This is a genomic window from Nocardia sp. Tas62D01 (genome assembly GCF_055232035.1).
Window position 1 is genome coordinate 3,789,557 of record NZ_JBUYUZ010000001.1, and the last position, 16,859, is coordinate 3,806,415.

General features: G+C 64.2%; 16 protein-coding genes and 2 pseudogenes. 10 read left to right on the forward strand and 8 right to left on the reverse strand.

The window, feature by feature from the left end; all coding sequences use genetic code 11:
• Positions 1 to 315: 315 nt before the first annotated feature.
• The 5 genes from ACV7NQ_RS18365 to ACV7NQ_RS18385 are packed head-to-tail and all read right to left on the reverse strand — an operon-like array spanning position 316 to position 4,463.
• Positions 316 to 1,128, reverse strand: a complete 813-nt coding sequence (locus tag ACV7NQ_RS18365) for a hydroxypyruvate isomerase family protein (RefSeq protein WP_463360795.1) — start codon at positions 1,126 to 1,128, stop codon at positions 316 to 318.
• Positions 1,125 to 1,832: a molybdate ABC transporter substrate-binding protein gene (locus ACV7NQ_RS18370; protein ID WP_463360796.1), complete on the reverse strand. Its 708-nt coding sequence runs from the start codon at positions 1,830 to 1,832 to the stop codon at positions 1,125 to 1,127. Before ACV7NQ_RS18370 ends, ACV7NQ_RS18365 begins: the two co-directional genes overlap by 4 nt.
• Positions 1,829 to 2,479, reverse strand: coding sequence for a 3-oxo-tetronate 4-phosphate decarboxylase (gene otnC, locus ACV7NQ_RS18375; RefSeq protein ID WP_463360797.1), 651 nt, complete (start codon positions 2,477 to 2,479; stop codon positions 1,829 to 1,831). The genes ACV7NQ_RS18370 and otnC overlap by 4 nt, the downstream gene beginning before the upstream one ends.
• The gene (gene otnK, locus ACV7NQ_RS18380) at positions 2,476 to 3,786 is read right to left on the reverse strand and encodes a 3-oxo-tetronate kinase (protein ID WP_463360798.1); all 1,311 of its coding nucleotides are present in this window, start codon (positions 3,784 to 3,786) and stop codon (positions 2,476 to 2,478) included. The genes otnC and otnK overlap by 4 nt, the downstream gene beginning before the upstream one ends.
• On the reverse strand, positions 3,783 to 4,463 hold the full coding sequence (locus ACV7NQ_RS18385; RefSeq protein WP_463360799.1) for a hypothetical protein: 681 nt from the start codon (positions 4,461 to 4,463) through the stop codon (positions 3,783 to 3,785). The genes otnK and ACV7NQ_RS18385 overlap by 4 nt, the downstream gene beginning before the upstream one ends.
• Before the next feature lie 157 nt (positions 4,464 to 4,620).
• On the opposite strand from ACV7NQ_RS18385, the gene lhgO reads away from it, so the two are divergent.
• Together lhgO and ACV7NQ_RS18395 are read left to right on the forward strand one after the other, a co-directional pair.
• Positions 4,621 to 5,811 carry an L-2-hydroxyglutarate oxidase gene (gene lhgO / locus ACV7NQ_RS18390; RefSeq protein ID WP_463360800.1) on the forward strand — a complete coding sequence of 397 codons (1,191 nt, stop codon included), beginning with the start codon at positions 4,621 to 4,623 and terminating at the stop codon, positions 5,809 to 5,811.
• Positions 5,808 to 6,896, forward strand: coding sequence for an Ldh family oxidoreductase (locus ACV7NQ_RS18395; RefSeq protein ID WP_463360801.1), 1,089 nt, complete (start codon positions 5,808 to 5,810; stop codon positions 6,894 to 6,896). The genes lhgO and ACV7NQ_RS18395 overlap by 4 nt, the downstream gene beginning before the upstream one ends.
• Before the next feature lie 45 nt (positions 6,897 to 6,941).
• Here ACV7NQ_RS18395 and ACV7NQ_RS18400 read toward each other — a convergent pair whose 3' ends face one another.
• Positions 6,942 to 7,610, reverse strand: a complete 669-nt coding sequence (locus tag ACV7NQ_RS18400) for a GntR family transcriptional regulator (RefSeq protein ID WP_463360802.1) — start codon at positions 7,608 to 7,610, stop codon at positions 6,942 to 6,944.
• Positions 7,611 to 7,925: 315 nt separating this feature from the next.
• Here ACV7NQ_RS18400 and ACV7NQ_RS18405 point away from each other — a divergent pair.
• Positions 7,926 to 8,239: pseudogene (locus ACV7NQ_RS18405) on the forward strand (ISAzo13-like element transposase-related protein); the annotation flags it as partial.
• 4 nt (positions 8,240 to 8,243) lie between these two features.
• On the opposite strand, the gene ACV7NQ_RS18410 reads toward ACV7NQ_RS18405, so the two are convergent.
• Positions 8,244 to 9,218 (reverse strand): cyclase family protein, encoded by a 975-nt coding sequence (locus tag ACV7NQ_RS18410; protein ID WP_463360803.1) that lies wholly within the window; start codon positions 9,216 to 9,218, stop codon positions 8,244 to 8,246.
• Between the two features lie 103 nt (positions 9,219 to 9,321).
• The gene (locus ACV7NQ_RS18415) at positions 9,322 to 10,116 is read right to left on the reverse strand and encodes an SDR family NAD(P)-dependent oxidoreductase (RefSeq protein WP_463360804.1); all 795 of its coding nucleotides are present in this window, start codon (positions 10,114 to 10,116) and stop codon (positions 9,322 to 9,324) included.
• A 134-nt stretch (positions 10,117 to 10,250) separates the two neighbouring features.
• On the opposite strand from ACV7NQ_RS18415, the gene ACV7NQ_RS18420 reads away from it, so the two are divergent.
• The 7 genes and pseudogenes from ACV7NQ_RS18420 (at position 10,251) to ACV7NQ_RS18450 (ending at position 16,857) form a co-directional block, all read left to right on the forward strand.
• Positions 10,251 to 11,195, forward strand: coding sequence for a sugar ABC transporter substrate-binding protein (locus tag ACV7NQ_RS18420; RefSeq protein WP_463360805.1), 945 nt, complete (start codon positions 10,251 to 10,253; stop codon positions 11,193 to 11,195).
• 29 nt (positions 11,196 to 11,224) lie between these two features.
• Positions 11,225 to 12,247: an ABC transporter permease gene (locus ACV7NQ_RS18425; RefSeq protein ID WP_463360806.1), complete on the forward strand. Its 1,023-nt coding sequence runs from the start codon at positions 11,225 to 11,227 to the stop codon at positions 12,245 to 12,247.
• Positions 12,244 to 13,056 (forward strand): ATP-binding cassette domain-containing protein, encoded by an 813-nt coding sequence (locus tag ACV7NQ_RS18430; protein WP_463360807.1) that lies wholly within the window; start codon positions 12,244 to 12,246, stop codon positions 13,054 to 13,056. The genes ACV7NQ_RS18425 and ACV7NQ_RS18430 overlap by 4 nt, the downstream gene beginning before the upstream one ends.
• A 52-nt stretch (positions 13,057 to 13,108) precedes the next feature.
• On the forward strand, positions 13,109 to 13,288 hold the full coding sequence (locus ACV7NQ_RS18435) for a hypothetical protein (RefSeq protein ID WP_463360808.1): 180 nt from the start codon (positions 13,109 to 13,111) through the stop codon (positions 13,286 to 13,288).
• A gap of 62 nt (positions 13,289 to 13,350) precedes the next feature.
• Positions 13,351 to 14,730 carry an amidase gene (locus tag ACV7NQ_RS18440; protein ID WP_463360809.1) on the forward strand — a complete coding sequence of 460 codons (1,380 nt, stop codon included), beginning with the start codon at positions 13,351 to 13,353 and terminating at the stop codon, positions 14,728 to 14,730.
• 722 nt (positions 14,731 to 15,452) lie between these two features.
• Positions 15,453 to 15,626 (forward strand): annotated as a pseudogene (locus tag ACV7NQ_RS18445) (DUF4158 domain-containing protein); the annotation flags it as partial.
• 83 nt (positions 15,627 to 15,709) lie between these two features.
• Positions 15,710 to 16,857, forward strand: a protein-coding gene (locus ACV7NQ_RS18450) for an IS3 family transposase (protein WP_463358517.1) whose coding sequence is annotated in 2 segments (ribosomal slippage) — positions 15,710 to 15,980 and positions 15,980 to 16,857 — 1,149 coding nt in all. Because the reading frame shifts where the segments join, the coding sequence is not laid out codon by codon here.
• The last annotated feature ends 2 nt before the right edge of the window (positions 16,858 to 16,859 follow it).

Here is a 16,859-nt window from a genome sequence, read left to right on the forward strand (position 1 = left end):
TGGCCGCCGGTCGGGGTCGTCGAGGTGCAGGTCGGGGGTCGGGTGGCAGGCGGCCGAGATCCCGCTAGCGCCGGATTCAGGCCCTCTACCCCCGGGTCACCGGCTCGACCAGCTCATCCAGCGCAGCGGGTAGCCCTGGGTCGATCTCCTCGGCGCGCTTGTGGCCCGCGCCCGGGCGGCGTATCTCCCCTCAGCCAGAGGCTTTTTGCAGTTCCTCGCCGTTCGGGAAAGCGTTGGGGGTGGCCCCGCCGTGGCGCGGGTGGCATCGGCGGATTTCGATGAGGACGCGGGCCGGCTGGACTTCGTGCGTCCACTTCAGCGGCGTTCCTCACGCCAGGATGGCACGAGCCGATCGCGCCACGATAGCCCGTCGATCGTCGACGTCGCGGGGGCGTACTCGCAGCCGATCCAGCCCTCGTATCCGAGCGAGCTCAGGGTACTGAAGACGGCGGGCCATCCAGTCTCTCCCGTACCCGGCTCCGTGCGGCGCGGTGCGTCGGCCACCTGCACGTGACCGATCAAGGGGAACAGGTTCTCCAACCGCATGAGCACATCGCCTTGCCCGACCTGGCAATGGTAGATGTCGAAGAGGAGGGCGAGGCTGCGGCTGCCGATCGTCTCGACGACGGAGGCGGCCTGCTCGATCGAGTCGAGCACGAAGCCGGGCACATCGCGCCTGTTGATCGCCTCGAGCACAAGGGTCACATCCGTCGACACGGCCTGTTCCACGGCCCAGGCGAGGTTGGTGACATACGTGGCGAACGCCCGATCCCAGCGCACATCGTCCGGAACGACGCCGCCCACGACATGAACGACGGAGGCGCCGAGCGCGTCCGAGTAGTCGAGCGCGGCGAGCAGCCCCTGACGGAACTCGCTGACCGCGGACGGCAGACAGGCGCTCCCCCAGTGAGAGGGCGAGCCGGGCGCGCCCACGGGCGTGTTGATGAGGACCTGCTCCAGTCCCGCGTTCTCCAGTCTCGCGCGCAACTCAGCCTTGTCGTACTCGTACGGCGAGGCGAACTCGACTGCAGTGAATCCCGCTGCCGCTGCGGCGTCGAACCGCTGCTCGAACGGCAGTTCGGTGAAGAGCCATTTGAGATTGGCGTCCAGACGCAACGGTGTGCTCATCGTCGTCCGACGAGGAGCCCCGCGTCGGCATACGCCTCCTGTGCCGCTTCGGCAGTGAGATGCGCGTGCAGCCGACGGGCCGTCTCGGCATGGTCGGATCCGAGCCCGAGCGCCACGGAGAAGTCGGTGTATCTTTGGACGGCCTCGGGCAGCGGGCCAACGACGTCGACACCACGAACGAACCGCAGCTCGCTGATCTGCTGGATCGCGATGTCGGCGCGGCCGTCGATCAGCGCCTCACCAGTGAAGCCCTTCGGTATGACGGTGGCCTTGGCATTGACCTCCTCGGCGATGCCGAGTTCCTGGATGAGCGACGCGAAATAGATCCCGCTCTGGCCCGCACGCGAGTAGGCCACGGAGCGGGCGGCACGCAAGCTGGCCGTGAGCTGCTCGATCGTCGCTATCTCCGGCCTGTCGGTCCCATCGGCGACGCCGATGCCGATGCCGGTTCGGACGAGGTCAGTGATCGAGCCCGGCACGAGAATCCCCGTAGGAAGGGCCTCGAGGGAGTCCGTGGTCGAGACGATGACGTCGGGACGCTCGCCCTCGGCGAGGCGTTGCATGAGAACGGTCGTGGGATCGAACGACGCGGAGATCTCGACCCCACCGCTCTTCGTGAACGCGGGGAGGACTATGCCCTCGAATGCGCCGCGGACGGGCAAGGCGCTCCAGAGCTTGAGGATGGCAGAGGAAGCGGGTGTCATTGTGTCTCCTTTTCAGCGGTGATCGTTTCAACAGGCGCGAGAGCCGCTCGTTCGGGCTCGGACAACGGACGCGTCGGCATTCCCCGGAGGAGGAGGAAGAGCTTCGCCGTCTCCTCCAGCTCCTCCAACGCATCCATCGCCGATCCGAGCGTGGTCCCAGCGACGATCGGTCCATGGTTACGGAGGAGAAGCGCGTGGCTCCGCCGTGCCCGATCCTCCGCGACCGGACCGAGACCGCGATCACCCGGCGCGAAGTAGGGGAGGACCGGAAGACGGCCGACCCTCATCGCGAAGTACGCCGTGAGCGGTGGAAGGGCATCATCGTCGTCCAGATCGGCGAGGCACGACACCGCTGCCGCATGCGTCGAGTGGGTGTGGACCACGGCGTTCGCGTCGGGTCGTGCTCGGAGGATCGCCGCGTGCAGGAAGGCCTCTTTCGATGGCTTCTGTCCGCCCCTGTGCCTCCCATCGAGATCGATCAGCGAGAGTTCGTCCTTCTCGAGGGTTCCGAGGCTGCTGCCGGTCGGAGTGACGAGAATCCCGCCCGCGGTGCGGACGGAGAGGTTGCCCGTGCTCCCATGGGTGAGCGATCGGGAATGGAGCGACCGCGCAGTGGCGATCAGGACATCGCCGACATCCGTGGTCATTCCGCCCCCGCATCGCCGGAGCGCGAGGACACCGTGTCTGAAGTGCGCGCAAGCAACTCACGGTCTCCGAAGTTTCCGGATTTCAAAAGGAGCGCGAGCTGCGGCTCTGTCGTCGTAAAGATCCAGGGGACGCCGGGGGACTCCTCCTCCCCGATGAACCCGCCGGTGACGTTCAACGCCGTTACGATCGCACCGGACGTCTCCCCGCCCGCGGAGATCACTCGCGTCACCCCGCGATCGACGAGGCCACGGGCGACACGTCCGATGGCGTCCTCCAGGATCTCCGCCGACTTTGCCACGCCCAACTCCGCCTGGATGCGACGGAGTGTGGCGGGTTCGACGGACGAGTAGATGAGCGGTGCCGCATCGGGGTCGGACTCCACGAGGGCGTCGTACCAGGCGAGCGCTGCCGCCGCGAGCGATGCGGGCTCCGGGTCGGCGATGGCATCGAGCCGATAGGAGGGACGGCCCCCGGCCTGGAAGAAGGCGATTTGCTCGAGCGTCCGCGCGGAACAACTGCCGGCGAGCACCACCGACCTGTGGCAGCCACGGAGTAGATCCCGCTCTGGCGCGTCGGCCGCCCGCTGGGGGCCAACCTCGGTGAGAACGGATGCCAGCCCGGCCGCGAGCCCCGACGCGCCCGCGACGAGAGGCGCGCCAGCGATCGCGCGCCCGATAGTGCGCAGATCGTCGTCGTCGATGGCATCGGCCAGGATGTACCGCTCTCCACGATCCTCGGCTGCCCGGACGGCTGCCCGGACTGCGACGTGGCCCTGTGCGACGACAGCATGCTCCACGAGGCCGATGCTCTCCGGTGTCTGCCCCCGTAGCAGGTGTCCGATATTCGAATCGGTCATCGGCGTGAGCGGGTGGTTTCGCATGTGGGATTCGGAGAGGAGGAGAGCACCCACGAAGAGGTGGCCCTGATACTGCGTTCGTCCATGTTCCGGCGAACTCGGCGTCATAACGACGCTGCGCGCGCCGGTAGCGGAGGCGAGGGCATCGAGCACCGGCCCGATGTTGCCTTGCGACGTGGAGTCGAAAGTCGAGCAGTACTTGAAGTAGAACGTGGAGACGCCGCGATTGTCGAGCCACCGGTGGGCGTCCAGCGACTGCTCGACGGCCTCCTCGCTCGGGATCATGCGGCTCTTCAAGGCGATGACGAGGGCATCGTGCGGAGGGAGCTCCTCGTGCTCCGAAGGAACGCCGAAGAAGAGGAGCGTCCGAAGTCCCGCACGACGGAATGCGACCGACACATCGGTGCCGCCGGTGTAGTCGTCTGCAATAGCGCCGATTACCACGCTCACATCCCGCTCTCGACTCGGGAGCGAAGGAGAGTCGCCGCCCTGAGAGGGCCGGACAGGACAGGGATACCGAGTGCTGCCGAGAGCGGTTCAGTTGCGGGAGCGAGCGAGTACTGGGCGAGGAGGACAGCATCCACGGCGCCGACGAACGGCTGGCATCCCGCGATGAGCGCGTCGATCAGCGCGGTGGAATCGCCAGCGTTTGTCGCGGCGAATGCACCGTCCGGCACCGTCGACTCGATGTGCGGTGAAGCGGCGGCTGCGAACGCACCGAAGCGTTCGACCGCGTCGACGAGAGCCGACTCGAACGACGCGACGACGAGAACACTCCGAAACCCTCCGTCGATCACCGCGGCGAACACGGCGTCGTCGGAGCCGAGCACAGGAACACCCGCACCGTCGAATTCGCGGGCCGCACTTCCGTACATCGAACAGGTCAGCAGGATGCCTGTCGCGCCTTCCGCCTTCGCGTGTTCGATGAGGCGGATCATGCGGTCGCGGAGTCGGGCGTCGACACCGCCTGCGTCGTCCGCTTCGACGAGAAGCCGGTCATCCAGGATGTTCCAGACGGTGGCGCCGGGAAAACCTTCCTTCAGTCCAGCGGCGGCCGGGCCGATCGAGGCGGGTGTGCCACTGATCACTGCGATGAGAGGGGCCAACTGTGTTCCGGAATGAATCATCGTGAGTATCTCCGAGGCGCAATCGCAGGCAGTGGGGGTGGATCTAGGCCGCGGGCTCGCGGCACTGTCGCTATACTATAGCACTATATGCACTATAGTATAGTTTGCTGTCGGAGTACGGCCACTGAGCTCCGGAGCTCCAGAAAAGGGATGAAGCATGAGCAGAGATGTCGTTGTTGTGGGCGCAGGAATCGTCGGGCTATCGACCGCCTACGAGCTGGGCTCCCGCGGACATCGCGTCACTGTCCTCGACAAGGAGACGGCCGTGGCGGTGCACCAGACCGGCAACAATTCAGGCGTCATCCACTCCGGCCTGTACTACGAGCCCGGCAGCCTCAAGGCGACGCTCGGCACCGCCGGCGCGATCTCGATGAAGGAGTTCGCCGAGGAGCACGGCATCGCCGTCGATATATCCGGAAAACTCGTTGTCGCAACGAAGCCTTCGCAGATCGCCGCCCTAGAAGAACTCCACCGGCGAGGCAAGGCCAACGGCGTCACGTGCCGCATTGTCACGCCGGATGAGGCGCGGGAGTACGAGCCACATGTTTCAAGCGTCTCCGCGCTTCGCGTGGAGTCGACGGGCATCATCGACTACCGCGGCGTGTGTGAGGTGCTCCGTCGGCTCATCGAGGCCAATGGAGGTTTCGTTCGTCTGAATCAGGAGGTCGTCGGAATCGGCTCGCGCGCCGACGGCGTGACGGTGACGACCACGACGGACGAATTCGACGCCGACTACCTCGTGAACTGCGCCGGGCTGCACAGCGATCGCATCGCGCGTCTCGCAGGCATCAGGCCGCAGGTGCGGATCGTCCCGTTCCGCGGCGAGTACTTCGAGCTCACGCCGGAGGAATCACATCTCGTCAAGGGCCTCATATATCCCGTGCCCGATCCGAAGCTTCCCTTCCTCGGCGTGCACTTCACCCGCATGTTCAATGGATCGGTGCACGCCGGACCCAACGCCGTCTTCGCTCTCGCCCGCGAAGGCTATACCTGGCTAACGATCAACCCCCGCGACCTCCTCGAAAGCGCCCGATGGCCGGGCCTCTGGAAACTGGGCCGGAAGTTCTGGCGCACCGGCATCGACGAGGTACTGCGATCCCTGTCGCAGAAGAGGTTCCTCGCAAGCCTTCGCGAGCTCGTCCCCGACCTCTCCGACCACGGCCTCGCGCCGACCCACGCCGGCGTTCGAGCGCAGGCAATACGACGCGACGGCAGTCTCGTCGACGACTTCTACTACGAGCGTGCGCCTCGGCAGGTCCACGTCCTGAACGCGCCTTCGCCGGCCGCTACCGCCGCGCTCGAGATAGGCAAGAAAATCGCAGACGAACTGTTAGGAGAAGAGCTGTGACGGAGGCCACAACGATGAAGCGCTTCACCGCTGAGGACCTTCATGCGCAGATCGTCGCAATCCTCACCGCTTGGGGTATGGCTGACGACGCCGCGCGAGCCACGAGCGATGTCATGGTGGACACCGACCTCTCGGCGATCGACTCGCACGGAATCTCGATGCTGATGATGTACGAGAAGTTCCTGACAGAGGGAAGACTCGACATCACGGCACGGCCCCAGATCGTGCTCGACGGCCTGGCCTTCGCCATCGTCGACGGACAGAACGGACTCGGGCATCCGGCGGCACTCGCCTCGATGCGGATCGCGATCGAAAAAGCGCGTCAGGCCGGCGTCGGGATCGTCGCCGTCCGCGGCTCCGCCCATTTCGGAGCGCTCGGATACTACGCACGTCTGGCCTCCAGCCAGGGACTCATCGCGATCATCACCACCACGACCCCCACCCCGGTAACCTCGGCCACAGGCGGGACCACTCCCATCCTCGGCACGAATCCGATCGCCTTCACGGCGCCACGCGTTTCCGGCGAGCCCCTCGTCGTTGACATGTCGACGAGTGTCGTCGCCCTGAACAAGGTCAAGGCCTACGCCCTCAAGGGCTACGAGCTCCCCGCCGGCTGGGTGAACGACAGGGAGGGACGGCCGGTGACCGACGCCTCCCGTGGCTATTCGCTGCTCACGTCCCTCGGCGCTACCATCAATCCGCTCGGCGGCCCGACCCCCGAGACAGGCGGCCACAAGGGTTTCGGACTTAGTCTCATGGTGCACGTGCTCAGCGCCGCATTGTCGAATGCCGCCCTCCCCGCCCAAGCCGGTGAACACGGCAACCTCAACCTCGGACATTTCTTCCTCGTGATCGACCCAGAGCTGCTCAATCCCGGCGGGAAGACGGCGGAGTACATCGAGGCGCTCCTCGAGGCCATCCAACGGGACGAGCCCGGCGTGCTCATTCCGGGGGAACCGGAACGCTTGGCGCGCGCCGAGCGCAGCGAGAACGGAATCCCCCTACCCGACGGTCTACTTGAGCACATCGGGGCAATCTGCTCCCGTGCTGGGATCCCCATGAGCCTGGCGACGGCGACGATCTGAGCGAGAATTGGCAGGCTCCGGCACCGCGCCGTCCTGTCTCGCCGATCAGTTCCCGGCGATCGACTTCCGATCCGACAATGATCGGGACTTTGCGTTCTGGATGTGGTCGTGCATACGAGTCGCCGCGGCATCGGGGTCGCGGGCCTCGAGCGCATCGTAGATCGCCCGGTGTTCTTTCGCGGCGAAGCTCGGATCCCACGAACTGAGCTTGGCGAACAGACGATACCGCTGGACCTGCCCGCCGAGGGATCGGTACGCGCCTTCGAGGAAAGGATTCGCTGACTGTTTGGCGATCAGCGTGTGGAAGTCCTCATCCGCCGCCCAGTAGTTCCGGAAGGACTGTGCACCCTCCGAGCCCGACGCCGTCACCCGCTCGATCGTGTGGAGAAGTTGATCGAGGAACTCTGGAGTCACCCGCCGTGCCGCTTCGATCGTGAGAGCAGGCTCGAGGACCAGCCGTGCCTCCATGAGCTTCTGGAGGTCCTGCTCGCTGAACAGCGGAGCGACGGAGTATCCCTTGAGCGCCTCCCGCTGTACGAGACCAGTGTGCTCAAGGCGCGCGAGCGCCTCGCGTATCGGTGTTTGACTCACGTCGAAGCTACGGGACAGCGTCGGGATGTTGAGTGATTCACCGGCCGCCCATGTGCCATTCATGAACTCACCGAACATCAGTTCGTACACGCGGTCCGCCTGCGTCTGACGATTGGGATGCATGCGGGTCACCAGAGTCCCTCCTTGCTTACTATAGTATATGTGCATCGTGGTCGACTCTGGAAACTATGCACGGTAAGGCTCGCCCGGCGGCAAACGCCCAGGTCGACTCGCGCTACCGCCGGATTCCGCGCCACTGCTCCTCACGCGACGGAAGCTCGACAGCGGACCCCGGCGCCTACGGGAAACCGATCGCCTGATCAAGGGGCCGGACTCGAAGTACTCCTTCCGCGCCAAGGGCCAAGTGGGCTTGCCCACCCGCAAAGCACCAGCAAAGGTCATCACCTTGTGCCCGGCGATAGTAAGCAACGGCATTGGCCGGGCACCTCCAAGTGGAACCGAATCGAGCACAAGTTGTTCAGCTTCATCTCGATGAACTGGCCGGGGCAGGCCGTTGACCAGCCATGAGGTTGTCGTCAACACCATCAGCGCGACCACCACCACGTCCGGGCTGACGGTCAGCGCCGAGCTGGACACCGCGCCCTACCCAAGGGCATCAAGATCTCCGAGCGGGAGATCAAGAAGTTGGAGAAGACCAGGATTCGTTCCGTCCAGACTGGAACTACACCATTCACCCCGATACCACGGCGAAGATCACCACCGAGCCAACCGGAGACCTTTATTCAAGTTGAGCCCTCAGTCCATGAGAGGGAAGGCCATCGGTCGGATGGGGGCCCCGGTGGCGCCACGGAGCCGCAGACAAGCGCCGACGAACGCGAACTCGTAGATGCGTTCGGCGGCCAGCTCCTCCAGGTTCGCGATCTCCAGCATGGGGATTCCGGCCTCCGCGAGGAGGTAGCAGTGCACGACGTTCCAGTTGTCCGGGGCGTTCGAGGGCGTCTGCTCGAAACTGGCCGTGTCCGTCCCGAGTAGCGAGGCGCCGGAGCGTGCCAAGAACCTGGCCCCGTCGAGGTTGATCCCGGGACTGTCGACGATGTACGCGTTCTGGTCCGGCCACGCGCGCATGCGCCCGGTCCGTACGAGGATGACGTCCCCGAGCCGCAGCTCGACGCCCTGCCGCTTGATGCAGCTCTTCAGGTCGTCGGGGCCGATGCCGTAGCTCGCCGGCAACTCGTCGATGCCGAGCATCGCCGGCACGTCAAGCAGGATTCCACGCGCGATCACGGGGGGATGCTTGTCCGCGCCCGAGACGGTCCAGTTCCTGCTGCCCAGATGATCGTGGGCCGAGAACTCGTTGAATATCCGTCCGTGGTAGCCGAAGTGATTCAGTGCATCGATATGCGTTCCGCTATGGGTGTACATCGAGATCGCGTCGCCGGAGTACGTCACGAGTTCGTTCTGCGCATCGTCGACGTTCGTGAGGTTGTCGATTTGCGTTCCTCGAGGAGTGTGCGTCATCCATATCTGGTATGTCGGGTCACCGCCCGCGATCCACCCGGGCATCCCGACGAAGTAGTCGACAGAAAGGTCGAACACGCGGGTCGGATCGGTCCGGCTCATGATCGCCTTGCGTGAGGCGGCATCGATCAGGTTGAGCATGCCGATCTGATCGTCGATCCCGAAGGGACTCTTGCTGACCGTGTTGAACTTGGCATGATAGGAAGCGATCTTCGCCTTGGTCGCGTCGTTGACCATTCTGGGACTGCACATTCTGCTTCCTCCAAGCGAAATAGTGGATCTGGAGCCGTTGGGGCACGAGGGCGGTCCTTGGTCCAGGGCCGCTCCTCGTGCCGCCGGCTGGACGGCGCTGTTCTCAGATGGGCTGCGAGACCGTGATGCCGCCGTCGACCCGAATCTCTGCACCCGTGATGTATGAGGATTCGGGACCTGTCAGGAACCGGATCACATTGGCGACCTCAGCAGCCGTTCCCACGCGCCTCAGCGGAATTCGGGGCGCAGCGGCCGTGAGACCTTCCTGGCCGAGGGAATGCGTCTGGTCGAGCGACTGCGGCGTCTCGATGACTCCGGGGAGCACGGTGTTCGCCCGGATTCCGAGGGGGCCGAGCTCATCGGCAAGACTTCGCACGAAGCCTAGAATGCCGGACTTAGCCGCCGCATAGTGGGAGTGCTCATTCCATCCCCATACGCCACCGGTCTGCGACGATACGGCGACGAGCGCTCCGCCGCTCGTCAAGTGCTTTACACCCGCGCGGAAGATCTTCATGACGCCCGCGAAGTCGACGCTCATGATCTCGTCCCAATCGCTGTCCGTCATCTCGTCGAGGCGAGCGCGTCGCAGGATGCCAGCGTTGGCGACGATGGAATCGAGCCTGCCATACGTGGCGATCGCTGCCTGCACGAGTGCATCGCACGACGCCGTGGAACGGACGTCGGCCTCGACCATGAGACAGTCGCCTCCCACTGCACGGACCGCCTTGCGGGTCGTCTCCGGATCGTGGGGATCGCCGGGGTAGTAACCCACGACGCTTTTCACGCCGGCCTCGGCGTATGCGACGGCCAGTGCCTGTCCGATTCCGCTCGCGCCACCGGTGATGACTGCGACGCGCGAATCGGGGGAGCTCTGGCTCGGTTCTGAGTGGTTGTTCATACCCGTCCTCTCAACACTAGTATAGCCGTTGCCAGTATAGTATACTAAGACCGCCCAGTCCGCGATCGCGGACTGGGCGGCTCGTTTATTTGCAAAAATTCAAAGGAGAATTTTGCATGCGTAGAATGCATTGGTTGCCCGTCGTTGCCGCCATTCCTCTCGTCCTCGCGGGATGCAGCGGAACTGACAGATCGGCCACTCCCGGCGGTGGCGCCGGCAAACACATCAATATTCAGGTCGTGACGCACGGCCCCCCCGGCGACACATTCTGGGACGTCATCAAGAGCGGCGCCATGCGCGCCGGGTCGGACCTGGGGGTTACGGTCAACTACCAGAGCGCCGGCGACCCCGTGAAGGAGAGCCAGCTCATCGATGCCGCCGTGGCCACGAAGCCCGACGGGCTCATCGTGTCGATGGCCAACCCGGATGGTGTCAAGCAATCCGTCGAGAATGCCGTCCACGCCGGAATCCCTGTCATAGTTATCAACAAGGGTGACAAGCAATGGCAGCAATTCGGCGCCCAGACGTACGTCGGGCAGAGCGAGCTAGTCGCGGGTCAGGAGACCGGCAAGAGACTCCAGGCTGCCGGGCTCAAGAACGTGATCTGCGTCATCCAGGAGGTCGGCAACACCGGTCTCCAGGATCGTTGCAAGGGCATCTCGGAGACTCTCGGCGGGGTGACGAAGAACATCCAGGTCAACGGAGCGAACGTTGCGGACGCCCAGAACGTCATCAAGACCGCACTCCTGGCCGATCCCACCATCGACGGCGTGGTGAGCCTGGACTCGCCCATCACTCCGGCCGCGAACCAGGCCATCACCGAGGCGAACAGCAAGGCGAAACTTGCTGCGTTCGAGCTCTCCACCGGCGTCCTGAAGCTCGTCCAGGATGGCAAGGTCCTCTTCGCAGTTGACCAGCAGCCCTACCTGCAGGGATACCTCCCCGTCGTGTTCTTGACGAACGAGGTCCGCAACGGCGACGTCGTCGGTGGCGGGCAGCCGATCAGTACCGGCCCCAGCTTCGTAACGGCACAAAATGCTGCGCAGGTTGAGAAGTTCGCGAAGAACGGAACTCGATGAGCGCTAACACAATGAGCGCTAACGCTGCAATGACAGTAGTGGATGAGCGACTCAAGAAGACGAGTCTCGTTGTCGTACTGCTACGCCGACCGGAAGTCGGCGCAGCAGTGGCGGCGCTCGCAATCCTCGTCTTCTTCTCGTTCACGACGCAGGCGTTCCTCACTCCACCGGGCATCTCGACCTGGCTGTACTCGTCCTCTCTGTATGGGATCATGGCGGTCGCCGTCGCCATGCTGATGATCGGCGGGGAGTTCGACCTCTCTGCGGGCGTCATGACAGGCACCACGGGCCTCATCGTGGGAGTGCTCACGACACAGTGGGGTTTGAACATCTGGGTCGCGATGATCCTGTCGCTGGTCGTCGCCCTGGCCCTGGGCGCTGGCAACGGCTTCGTCGTGATGAAGACGGGACTGCCCAGCTTCATCGTGACGTTGGCCACGTTCTTCATTCTCCAGGGCGTCAACCTGGCGGTGACCAAGCTCATCACGGGAACGGTTCAGGTCGAGGGCATGGCGGATGTTCCGGGCTTCGACGTGGTGAAGGTCTTCCTCGGTTCGTCGTTCCCATTCCTGGGGATGACCGTGAAGATAGGGATCGTCTGGTGGATCGTGGTGACAGTCGTAGCGACCTGGATCCTGCTGCGCACTAAGTACGGCAACTGGATATTCGCCGTCGGGGGGCAGGCTACGAGCTCGAGGCAACTCGGAGTTCCTGTCACGAAGGTCAAGATCGGGCTGTTCATGACGACGGCGGGCGCGGGCTGGCTGGTCGGGATGCTGCAGCTTTTCGATGTCTCGACGGTGCAGGCCACGACCGGGGTCGGTCAGGAGTTCATCTACATCATCTGCGCCGTGGTCGGTGGCTGCCTGCTGACCGGTGGGTACGGCTCGGCCATCGGCCCAGCCATAGGAGCCTTGATCTACGGCATGACACTGCAGGGAATCGTCTTCGCGCAGTGGGACAACAACTGGTTGATGACCTTCCTTGGAGCCATGCTGCTCCTCGCGGTGCTGGTGAACATCTACATACGTAAACGAGCAGGAGCACGATGATGACCGATCGATCCACACCCGGTGCTCCGCCGATCCTGGAAGTACAGGCCATCGGCAAGACATATGGTTCGATCATCGCCCTGCACGGCGTGAGTGCTTCGGTGGACGTCGGCGAGGTCCTCTGCGTACTGGGCGACAACGGAGCCGGGAAGTCGACGTTCATCAAGATCCTGGCGGGTGCGCATCAGCACACCGAGGGGACGCTTCGCACCTATGGGGTCGAGCGCACGTTCTCAAACCCCCGTGAGGCGCTCGACCAAGGCATCGCCACGGTCTATCAGGACCTCGCGGTCGTTCCGCTGATGCCCATCTGGCGCAACTTCTTCCTCGGCTCGGAGGTCACGAAGAGGCGCAGGCTCGACGTGAAGGGCATGCGCGCCACCACAAAGAACGAGCTCGCCAAGATGGGTATCGATCTCAGAGATGTCGATCAGCCCATTGGGACCCTCTCCGGTGGCGAGCGCCAGTCGGTCGCGATCGCGCGTGCCGTGTATTTCGGGGCGAAGGTCGTGATTCTGGATGAGCCCACTTCCGCCCTGGGCGTGAAGCAGGCCGGCGTCGTGCTGAAGTACATCGCGCAAGCGCGCGATCGTGGGCTCGGTGTCGTGTTCATTACCCACAACCCTCAGCACGCGTACCTCGTGGGCGACCAGTACCTGCTCTTGAAGCGTGGGACGAGCCTTGGCAACTACAAGAAGAGCGAGATTGCGCTCGATGAGATGACAAAGCTCATGGCCGGAGGCGCCGAGCTCGACGAACTTGCGCATGAGCTGCACCGCCCGGGCACTCCCGTGCCGGGGCACGCCTGACTGCGCACCCGGGATCCCGAGGGTGTTCGGAGAGGTAGAGAAAGGGAAGAAGATGACAGAATCGCTGCTGTACGCGGCAGCCGAGCTCGCCGCAGTGCGGCCCGACGACACGGTATTCGTGGCAGAGTTGTGCGCTGACCTCTCCATGCTCGCGGACCATCTCGCGACCGTGATGCCGTCTGTCGCGTCCTCTGCCCCGCTGACCGTCGTCCCCGAACCGAGGAACTCGTGATGTCGGCTCCTCATCTACCGTCGAGCATCGACGATGCCCGCGGGCTCCTCCTGGGTGGGGTGATGTCCGCGACGGAGTTGACCCTGGGCTCGCTGCAACGAATCGATGAGACCGACTCCCACATCAATGCGTTCATCACCGTCACCCGGGCCGAGGCCCTCGACGCGGCACATGCTGCCGACGAGGCAATCGCGCAAGGAGAGTCTCCTGGCCCATTGCACGGCATACCCATCGGGGTGAAGGACAACATCGACGTTGAGGGAGTTCGCACGACGGTCGGTTCGGCATTCCTCGATGGCATCGCCGAGCGCGACGCCACTGTGGTTCGGCGTCTCAAGCAGGCCGGGGCGATCGTCATCGGAAAGACCAACCTGCACGAGTTCGCGTGGGGAGGGACTACGGAGAACGAGCATTTCGGTGCAACTCACAACCCTTGGGATATAAGCCGCAATGCTCACGGATCGAGCGGGGGCTCGGCCGCCGCGGTCGCCTCCGGCCAGTGTCTCGCTGCGCTGGGTACCGATACCGGAGGGTCGATACGCAACCCGGCTGCCGTAACCGGGTTGACAGGTCTGCGTCCCACGGTGGGAAGAGTCAGCAACGTGGGAGTCTTCCCCGTCGCGTGGAGCATGGACACCGTCGGCCCGATCGCGCGAACCGCCTCTGAGGTCGCGCTCATCCATTCGATCATCGCCGGGCACGATCCCGCCGATCCGGACACGAGCAGACGACCCGTTCGACAGCCGTCCGCGGAGAACGGCATCCAGGGCCGACGCGTCGGAATCATCCGTGATTTTTCCCTGACGAAGATCGACGATGGTGTCCGCGATGCGATCGAGCGGGCATTGGCGACCCTCGAGGGCGCCGGGGCGGTGATCGTCGATGTGGACATGCCGGATATCGAAGACTACTACAGCTCATGGCTGATCGTTCAGACCGCCGAAGCCGCGTCGGTCCATCGTCGTATGCTGGCAGCTCATCGCGACGAGTACGGCATCGATGTGCGCGGACTGCTGCATGCCGGGCAGCTGATTCCGGCAGCGGACTACATCCTCGCGCAGCGTTTTCGACGCCATCTCCGGCGACGGTTTCTCGCGCTCTTCGAAACGCTGGACGCTTTCGTGACGCCCACGTGCGCGACGACCGCGGCGCCCATCGGAGTGGATCCGCGCCGAGCAGCGTTGGCGAGGACCGCCATGCACAGAGACCGCGCCGTCTACACGGGCTTGGCCAGCGCGCTCGCGATGCCGGCGTTGTCAGTGCCCTGCGGCACGTCGGAGGGAATGCCCGTTGGTCTACAGATCATGGGCGCGCCCTTCGACGAGGCGGGAGTGCTCGAGATCGGGATCGGCTATCAGGCGGTGACCGACTGGCATCGAGCTTTTGCACCGGAATCGATCGGGGACGTCGCGTGCACAGGGGAACTTGGCACGCCCGCGTAGGCGGTGACGTCGGCCCGCCGGGTCGTCGGTGTGGTCGCTGAACACCACGATCTTGAGGTACTCGGGGGTTGAGGGGCAGGTGAACATCGGTGCGAAAGTAGCGCTAAGGCGGTTGCCGCACCGATGTTCACCTGGGACTCCGCGCGCCACCGGACCGCGCTACACGCTGGCGACTCCGGAAATGTGCCCGCAGCGCCGCCTGGATTGATAGCCAAACCGCTTAGCGTGACTTTTTCGCGGATCAGTCTCAAGCCCCTCCATGCACCGCTGGGTCCGCACCGGCGAACTCCGCACCCAACTCGTACTCGATCGCGACAACTGAGGAGAACCCAGGTTGTTCCGGATTCGGGTCGTCGGTGGCCGGGTGGCTGTGCGCGTCCTGGGGCTATGTTTGTCCGGCACAATCAGGTCTTTTCGGATCCGGATCGGCGGTGATGCCGGCGGATCGGTGTGAGGCCTGCCGTCTCCGGCGGTCTCATGTTTTTTCGGATTTCTCCGGCACTTGCAGGTTTTTCCGGACTGCGTTGCGCCGCCGTTGTCTCGGATCGCCGCAGCCTCCTACTCTGCCTTCATGAACGAGATTGTGATCAGACCGGCAGTGCAGGAACATCGGCACCGAAAGTAGCGCTTAGCGGAGGTTTGAGCTTGAGGCCGACCTCGTGGCGGTCGGATTGACGCAACGGTGAGCGGTGTTGCGGTGCAGGTGATTTCATGGCGCGGTGATGGATGAGGGCTACGGCCGGTTCGGTTCGTATTCGCGTGTGGAGATGGAGCGGTTCTTCCACCTGGACGACGAGGACCGGCGGCTAATCGCGGCTCGTCGCCGCGATTACAACCGGCTCGGCTATGCCGTGCAGATGATCACAGTCCGCCATTTGGGCATGTTCCTGACCGACCTTGGCCCGTCCCCAATGAATGAGACCGCTCGGTATTAGAGTCCTGTTGGCCCTGGTAGGGGCCAGAAGGGACGATTGGGATCATGGCTGGAGGACGGAAGCGGCATTCCGCGGAGGAGATCGTGCGGAAGCTGCGCCGTGCCGATGAGCTGGCCGCGGCCGGTAAGTCGGGCGAGGAGATCGCCGCAGAGCTGGAAGTGTCGGCGGCGACGTTGTACAACTGGCGCCGCTCTTACGGCGGTATGGATACCGATGCGGCGAAGGAGCTCAAGGAGCTGCGGGAGCAGAATTCCCGGCTCAAGCGGCTGCTGGCCGAGGCGGAGCTGGAAAAGGACGCCCTGCGGGAGATCAGCCGGGGAAAATTCTGAGCCCAGCGTCCAAGCGCCGTGCCGTCGACATGCTCACAGCAGTGAAGGGCGTGTCGGAACGGTTCGCGTGCAAGGTCGTTGGGCTTGCTCGTTCGACGTATCGGCGGCTGCCCCTCGCGCAGACCCCGGATGATCCGGACGCCGGTTTGCGGGCCTGGCTGCGCTCGTATGCTACGAAGAACCCGTGTCACGGGTTCCGGCGGGCGTGGGCGCGGTTGCGGTTCGACGAGGGCAGCTCGGTGAACAAGAAGAAGGTGCATCGGCTCTGGCGGGAGGAAGGGCTGCAGGTGCGTGAGCACCAGCCGCGTAAACGGGCCGGCGTTTCGTCGATGCCGCCGGTCGATGCGGATGCACCGAAGGTGGTGTGGGCGTTGGATTTTCAGTTCGATTCCACCATCGACGGCAGAGCGGTGAAGATCGCGTCGATGGTCGATGAACACACCCGTGAATCACTATTGCATCTGGTTGAACGCTCGATCACCGCCGAGCGGCTCGTCACCGAGCTCGAGAAGGTCTTCACCACTCATGGTGGGTCGCCGACGGTGTTGCGGATGGACAACGGGCCGGAAATGATTTCCCATGCGCTGCAACAGTTTTGCGCAAACCGGGTCGGGATCATCTACATCCCACCGGGCACGCCGTGGAATAACGGATTCGTCGAATCGTTCAACCGTCGGCTGCGCAAAGAATGCCTCGACCGGAACCACTGGACAAGCCTGCTCGAAGCCCGCGTCGTCATCGGCGACTACAAGGTAGACCACAACCGACGACATCGACATTCGGCGCTGGGCTATCTGACCCCGGCCGAGTACGCTGCCCGCTGCAGCCACAGCCACCACCCGGTGGCCTGCGGCATCAACTGAAT